Below are 6,882 nucleotides of genomic sequence, written 5' to 3'. Positions count from 1 at the left end.
CGCGCGCCGCGAAAGCTCCCGCCCAGGCGCACCGTCTCGCCGTCGATCACGGCGACGTGGCGTCCGCCCGCGCGCGGCGCGATCAGGACCGATTGCAGGCGCGGCAGGCCGTCGGCGCCGTCCGGCCGGCTGGCATCCAGCGCGGCCGGCGGACGGGTCGGGTCGGCCAGGGCTTGCGCGGCAGCCGGCAGGCTGGCCAGCAGGCTTGCCAGGCTCAAGGCGAGGGTCAGTTTTTTCACAGCTTCATCCATTTGCGGTCCAGACTCAGGGTATACAGCGTGAGCGTCAGTCGCGCGGCCGGGTACGCTTCCACGTCGAGCTGCGCCCTGCCCCAGAACAGGCGGGTGGGCATCGCTTCGAGCGCGCTCATGTAATCGACCATGTCGAGGTAACTGCCGCGCACGGTGACTTCGACGCCGTGGCGGTACAGCAGTGTCGGGGCGGGTCCCTGGCCGGGCGCCGCGTCGCTGCCTTCGGCGGCGGGCGCGCCGGCCGGCGGCGCCGGCGTGACGCCCGCCTGTGCGCCAAGAGACGACATCGATTCGACCGGCAAGGTGCGCATCGACACCAGCTTCAGGCGCGCGTTGGCGCGCAGGATGGTATCGACCAGCGGCGCCATGCGCTCGGGCGGCACCAGGCCGTGCTCCATCGCCAGCAGCGAGTCGCCCAGCACGGCGGTTTCCTGCTGGATGGCCTGCAGTTGCTTGCGCGCCGGCGCATCCGGATCCACCTGGAAGGCCTGGACCCTGGCGGCGATTTCGCCGTCCATGCCGGCCAGGTTGTTCTGCTGCTGGCTGATCTGCTCGCGCAGCAGGTCCTGCTCGCGGTAGATCGGTCCGAGCACCGCGCTGTGGCCGATGAACACGATCACCGCGGCGACGGCTGCAAACAGCAGGCCGCGTTCACGCAGCGTGAGCGCGTCGATGCGCGCCATCAGTGCGATCAGGCGCGCCTTCATTTGCGCGGCTCCTCGGGCACCGACTGCAAGCTGAACTCCACCCAGGGCGCGGGGCTGGCGACCGGCTTGCCGTCGGCATCGGCGGTGTTCACGGGCGCCGGCTGGCTGATCGACAGGCTGGCGAAGGATTTACCCTGCATCAGCGGTTCGCCGGTCAGGCGCGCCAGGTAGCCGGGGACCGTGGCCGGGTCCGTGGTGCGGCCGCGGATCCCGATGTCCCTGCCGCCGCTAGAAACGCTCACGCCGGTCAGCCACAGGCCGGCGACGCTCTGGCGCGCCAGGGCCTTGAAGTAGCCGGCATAGCCGGTCGTGTCGCCCAGCTCGCCGCGCTCGATCACGCGCGAGATGTTGCGCAGCGCGGCCAGTTGGGCCTGGGCTTCGGCGATCTCGGCATCGAGGTCCTTGTTCTTCTGGCGCGGCGCGAAGTCCAGGTTCACGCTGGCCAGGCGCGCCTGCTTGCGCTCCAGCTGCAGGGCGCCGGCGCCGGCCTGCGCCTCGAGGCTGGCGGTCTGCATCCGGCCATAGACGGCCAGTGCGGCAATGCCGCCCACCAGCACCAGCAGCGACAGCGCCATGGTGGCCGCGGTAAAGACCTGCTTTTGCGGCTGGAACGCCGGGTTGAACAGGTTGATCTGCTGGGTCATGGCGCCGCCTCCGTGCGCAGCGCGGCGCCCAGCGGGACCAGGAAGCGCCCCTGCACGGCCTGGTCCTGCAGCTCGGGCGTGCGCCCCAGGTCGAACACCGAGGCCAGGTCGAGGGTCTCGACCGGGGTGTACAGGTTGCTCGACAGGTACTCGTCCAGGCCGTTCACCTTGCTGGGCCCGAGCACCAGCTTGGCAATGCTGATGAAGGAATACTGGCGCTCGAAGTTGTCGAGCGAGCGCTGCAGCTCGAGGGTGATGCGGTCGAAGCTGGCGTGCTTGCGCTCGTGGTCGGGCTCGAGCAGCTGGTCGAGCGTGACGTCGATACGGCGCGACAGGTAAAGCTCGCCACGCCAGGTCACGGTCAGGAGGCCGCCCTCGGCGCCGAACGAGAGCATGGCCACGCCGCGGTTTTCGGGCGCGATCAGTGCCGAGATATTGCGCTGTGCCATTTCCGGGATGTCGATGACTTCCAGCCCGATTTTCGCGTCCAGGAACAATTGCTGGCGCGGCTTGATGACGGTATTGCGCGCCGCCACCACGAACACCGACTGCTGGGCGCGCACCTGGCCGGCGTCGACCGGAATGTCGAGCACGTCGACGGTGGCCTCAACCACCGGAAAATCGAGGATGTCCTTCAGGCGCCAGCGCACCGCGGTCTTGAGCTCTTCGCGCGGCACGTTCGGCGCCTCGAGGTTGATGAGCTGGTATTCGCCCGGCCCGAGCAGGGTCAGGCAGCGGTAGGCATGGGCCTGGCCTTCGCGCGCGGCCTTTTCCAGCACGGCCGCATCCGGCTTGCCCGGCAAGAAATGCGCAAAGCGCACGGAAGGCATGCCTTCCGCGACCGGCTTGACGCTGGCCGCGGCCACGCCATCGGCCAGGACGGCGATGGTCAGCCAGCCATCTTTCTTCTTTGCTCTCTTAAGAAAACGCATGCACGGGATCGCGGAAATAATTCGTTACAGCAAAAACTTGATTATATTCAAGCCGAGCCATCCTTGATCACAATAAAACGCCTAACAGCAAAAATATGCGGATCTCGAGGTGATTTGCCACGCTTTTTTGACAGCATTCGATGCAGGATTCGAGGACTGGACGCGTAATAACGCCGTCCCCGTGCTATTGGTCGACTCCGGCGCGAAAGCTGATCGAAGGGAGCGGAAATGAATGACGGGTTTTGCATTCTGGCCGAATCGACCGGTCCTGCAAATCGGGAGCTGGAGGACCATCCCGGCGGCTACCGGGATGGCGGAGCATGACGGCAGCCGGGACGGCCGGATTAGCTGCAGATGAACTTGTTGGCAGTCGTGTCCATATTGTCGGTGAAGGTCGGGGCCGTGTTGGCCGTTGCTGGCGGCGTGTACGTCACCGAGCACTTGCCGGCGTTGGCCGCAGTAACGCCTTTTGGCGACACGGTCAGCCCGGTGCCCCCGAAAGTAAAGGTGTAATCGGTTTCACTGAGGCCGGCGGCAGCGGCGAAAGCGCGCGCCTGGGTCTGGTTATTGGTCTGGGGATAACCGTTAATCAGCGTGACGGAGGTGCCTTCCATGTCGATGGTGCCAGTCGTCACATTAGCCACAAGTGCTTTCGCATGGACCATCGACGCTGCCGAGGTTAAGGAACCTTTGGCGGCCTTCAGGCTGGCAACACGGGCGTCACCGCCCAGGTCGGCGAATTTCGGCAGCGCAGTCGCAGCCAGGATGCCCAAGATAACGATCACGACGATCAGTTCAATGAGGGTGAAGCCGCCTTGCGCGCTCTTGCTGGAATACTTGTTCATGTGATTCTCTCCGTTGAAGGTGTGCGGGTAAGCCCGCGGTCTTGATTTATTTGAGCCTGGCGCCGACTTCGTCGATGACCAGTGTCCCATGCTTATTGTTCCGCCCGCTTTCGGCCGGATGATACGAACTGGATAATTCTACCTTGAACTTAAGCAATTTAGATGTCTTAGAAGAAAAAGTGTCGCTACTAAGCACGTAATTCACGGTCCGATCCGCCCGGTCGAAGAACCAGGCTCCACGCCGCAACATCTCTGGCCTGGGCGAGTAGTATTCGCCGACGTAATTGGCTGGCTGCCTGAGCAACCAACTCATCGGATTTTCTTGCAATAGTTTTAATGCCGCATCCTTGCCGGCCGCCGTGAGCAGCTGGGCCTCGCGCGCCGCCAGCGCCGTGCGCAGCGCGCCCACCATGTGGTAGGCGGCGGCACGTTCCGATTGGCCGCGCCATTCGAGCAGGCGGCCCAGCAGGACCGCGGCCAGCACGCCCACCACGACGATGCAGACCGCGAACTCGAAGCGGGTCGCTCCGCGGTAGCGAGCCGGTCCCATCAAGTCCCCCCGTGCAGCGCCGCCTTGCCCAGGTCCCAGATGGGCAGGAAGATGCCCAGCGCCAGCACCAGCACCATCACCCCCAGGAAGGTGATCAGGATCGGTTCGATCTGGCTCGACAGGGTCTTCAGCTCGTAATCCACCTCGCGCTCGTACATCTGCGCGATCTCGTCCATCAGGTCGTCGAGCGAGCCGGATTCCTCACCCACGGCGATCATCTGCAGCACGATCGGGGTGAACACATTGGCGGCGATCGAGGTGCGCAGGATGCTCTCGCCGCGCTCGACGCCGTCGCGCATCCCCTCGATGCGCGAGCTGAGGTAGGCGTTGTCGGCGGTCTGCGCGACCACCGTCAGGGCCTGCACGATCGGCACCCCGCTGCGGGTCGACAGTGCGAAGCTGCGGGCGAAGCGCGCCATGGTCGCCTTGTGGATGATCTTGCCGGCGATCGGCAGGCGCAGCTTGTGCTTGTCCCAGGCCAGACGCCCCTTCGGCGTGGCCACCCAGGCCTTGAACCCGAACACGGCGCCGCCCAGCATGGCCGCCATGGCGGGCCAGTAGGCAACCGTGAAATTCGACGTCGACAGCAGGATCCGCGTCATCAAGGGCAGCTCGGCATTGAAGGACTTGAACACCGCCGCGAACTGCGGGATCACGAACACGTTGACGATCACCATCGCGATCGCCATCGCGATCACGACGAAGGTCGGGTAGCGCATCGCGGTCTTGACGCGCTCGCGCATGTCGCGGTCGAACTCGAGGTGGTCGAACAGTCGCAGGAAAACTTCTTCCAGGCGGCCGGTCATCTCGCCCACCCGCACCATCGACAGGTAGAAGGTGTTGAAGACCTTCGGGTGGCGCGTCATCGCGCTTGAGAGTTCGCGGCCCGAATCGAGCGACTCGCGCAGGTCCTTGATCACGCGGCCGAAGGATTTGTTGATGCTTGACTCCTGCAGGCCCGCCAGGCCGCGCATGATCGGCACGCCGGACTTGAGCAGCGTATAGATCTGGCGGCTGAACAGCTGCACGTCCATCGAGGTGACCTTCTTTTCCTGCAGGCGCGCCAGCCAGCCTTCGCCGCCGTCCTTCGAGGCCGGTCCCTTGCGGCTGGGGTTGATCTCGATGGGCGTGGCGCCGCTGCCGAACAGCTGGTCGGCAACCGCGCCGCTGTCGGCGCCCTCGAGGATGCCCTGCAGTAGTTCGCCGGCGGCGTTGCGCGCCTTGTAGGAAAAATAAGGCATCAGTCTTCGTACTGGTTACTGATGCGCATCGCTTCGGCGATGGTGCTCCTGCCCTGCACCGCCAGGCTCACGCCATGGCGGCGCAGCGTTTCGCCGCCCATCTCGGCATGCGCCACCTTCAGGAAGTGCGAGGGGTCCGGGTGGTTGGCGGCCTCGGTGACGGCGCGCGTCATCTCGAGCAGTTCATAGACGCCGGTACGGCCACGAAAACCCGTGCCGTTGCAGTGCGAGCAGCCCTTGCCGTGGAAGAAGGGCGTCGTTTCGGCGCGTTCGCCCAGTTCCGCGCGCAGCCAGTTGGCTTCCAGGGGCGTCGGCTGGTAAGGCGTGGAGCAGCTTTCGCAGATCACGCGCACCAGGCGCTGGGCCAGCACCGCCTGCAGCGAACCGCCCACCATGTAGCGCGGCACGCCCATGTCCATCAGGCGCAGCGGAGTCGAGGCGGCGTCGTTGGTGTGCAGCGTCGACAGCACCAGGTGGCCGGTCATGGCCGCGCGCAGGCCGATCTGGGCGGTCTCCTGGTCGCGCATCTCGCCGACCAGCACGATGTCCGGGTCCTGGCGCAGCGCCGAGCGCAGCACGCGCGCGAAGGAGAGCTCGATCTTGTCGTTGACCTGGACCTGGTTCACGCCCTTCAGGCGGTATTCGACCGGGTCCTCGACCGTGATGAGTTTTTTCTCCACCGAGTTCAGCTCGGACAGCGCGCTGTACAGGGTGGTGGTCTTGCCGCTGCCGGTGGGGCCGGTGACCAGGACCAGGCCGTTGGGACGCTGCACCAGCGCGCGGAAGCGCTCCACGATGCGCGCCGGCATGCCGATCGCGTCCAGGCGCAGCGTGGTGCCGCCCTGGTTCAGCAGTCGCATGACGACCGACTCGCCGTACTGGGTCGGCATGGTCGAGATACGCACGTCGATGCGCTGGTTGCGCACCTTGACCGCGAAGCGGCCGTCCTGCGGCAGGCGCTTTTCCGAGATGTCGAGGTCGGCCATGAGCTTGAGGCGCAGCGCCAGCGGCGTGGCCACCTTGAGGTCGGCCTCGGTCTGCAGGTGCAGCACGCCGTCGATGCGGAAACGGATCTGCAGGCGCCCGTCCTGCGGCTCGATGTGGATGTCCGAGGCGCGCACCTGGGCCGCGTCGTCGAACACCGACTGCAGCAGCTTGACGATCGGCGCTTCTTCCAGCCCCGGGTTGGCGGCCAGAGCGCCGAAGTCGATCGAAGTGTCGCCCAGGTCCTGCTCGACCTCGCGCGCCAGGCCGGTGATCTCGCCGGTGCGGCGGTAGATGCGGTCGATCGCGCCCAGCACCTCGGTCTCGTTGACCACCGCCAGCTCGACGGTCTTCTTCAGCAGGCGCGCGATCTCGTCATAGGCGAACAGGTCGGTCGGGTCGGACACGCCCACCAGCAGGGTCTCGCGGCGGTCTTCCAGCACCAGGGCGCGGAAACGGCGCGCGGCGGTTTCCGGCAGCAGGCGCACCAGCTCGGCGTTGATGTTGTAGAACTTGAGGTTGATGTAGGGGATGTTCAGCTGGCGCGCCAGCGCGCCCGAGATCTGGTCTTCGGTGACGAAGCCGCTCTCGACGAACACGCGGCCGAGCTTGCGCCCGGTGCGCTTCTGGTCCGCGAGCGCCTGCTCGAGCTGCTCTTCCGACAGCAGTTTCTGCTGGATCAGCACCTCGCCGAGGCGAATTTTTTCCGGCCTTGCCATGACATCCCT

At 65.8% G+C, this 6,882-nt stretch carries 8 protein-coding genes; all 8 read right to left on the bottom strand.

Annotated features, from left to right (window positions below):
* Positions 1 to 239, bottom strand: a 239-nt coding sequence (locus B2R83_RS20000) for a hypothetical protein (RefSeq protein ID WP_292044332.1), incomplete at its 3' end; no start/stop codon positions are given.
* Entirely contained in the window at positions 236 to 958 is a 723-nt protein-coding gene (gene gspM, locus B2R83_RS19995; protein WP_292044330.1) for a type II secretion system protein GspM, read from the bottom strand. The genes gspM and B2R83_RS20000, both read right to left, overlap by 4 nt.
* Positions 955 to 1,602, bottom strand: coding sequence for a hypothetical protein (locus B2R83_RS19990; protein ID WP_292044327.1), 648 nt, complete (start codon positions 1,600 to 1,602; stop codon positions 955 to 957). The genes gspM and B2R83_RS19990 overlap by 4 nt, the downstream gene beginning before the upstream one ends.
* Complete coding sequence (locus B2R83_RS19985; RefSeq protein WP_292044324.1) at positions 1,599 to 2,534, bottom strand: agglutinin biogenesis protein MshI; 936 nt, start codon at positions 2,532 to 2,534, stop codon at positions 1,599 to 1,601. The genes B2R83_RS19990 and B2R83_RS19985 overlap by 4 nt, the downstream gene beginning before the upstream one ends.
* 344 nt (positions 2,535 to 2,878) lie before the next feature.
* Entirely contained in the window at positions 2,879 to 3,379 is a 501-nt protein-coding gene (locus B2R83_RS19980) for a type II secretion system protein (protein WP_292044323.1), read from the bottom strand.
* A 46-nt stretch (positions 3,380 to 3,425) separates the two neighbouring features.
* Complete coding sequence (locus B2R83_RS19975) at positions 3,426 to 3,929, bottom strand: hypothetical protein (RefSeq protein ID WP_292044322.1); 504 nt, start codon at positions 3,927 to 3,929, stop codon at positions 3,426 to 3,428.
* Positions 3,929 to 5,170 (bottom strand): type II secretion system F family protein, encoded by a 1,242-nt coding sequence (locus B2R83_RS19970; protein WP_292044321.1) that lies wholly within the window; start codon positions 5,168 to 5,170, stop codon positions 3,929 to 3,931. Before B2R83_RS19970 ends, B2R83_RS19975 begins: the two co-directional genes overlap by 1 nt.
* On the bottom strand, positions 5,170 to 6,873 hold the full coding sequence (locus tag B2R83_RS19965) for a GspE/PulE family protein (RefSeq protein ID WP_292044320.1): 1,704 nt from the start codon (positions 6,871 to 6,873) through the stop codon (positions 5,170 to 5,172). The genes B2R83_RS19970 and B2R83_RS19965 overlap by 1 nt, the downstream gene beginning before the upstream one ends.
* Positions 6,874 to 6,882: the final 9 nt, after the last annotated feature.

The organism is Massilia sp. UBA6681 (genome assembly GCF_002454935.1).
GTDB lineage: Bacteria > Pseudomonadota > Gammaproteobacteria > Burkholderiales > Burkholderiaceae_D > Telluria > Telluria varians.
The sequence above is the reverse complement of the archived record's forward strand: the minus strand, read 5'-3'. Positions and strand labels throughout refer to the sequence as shown.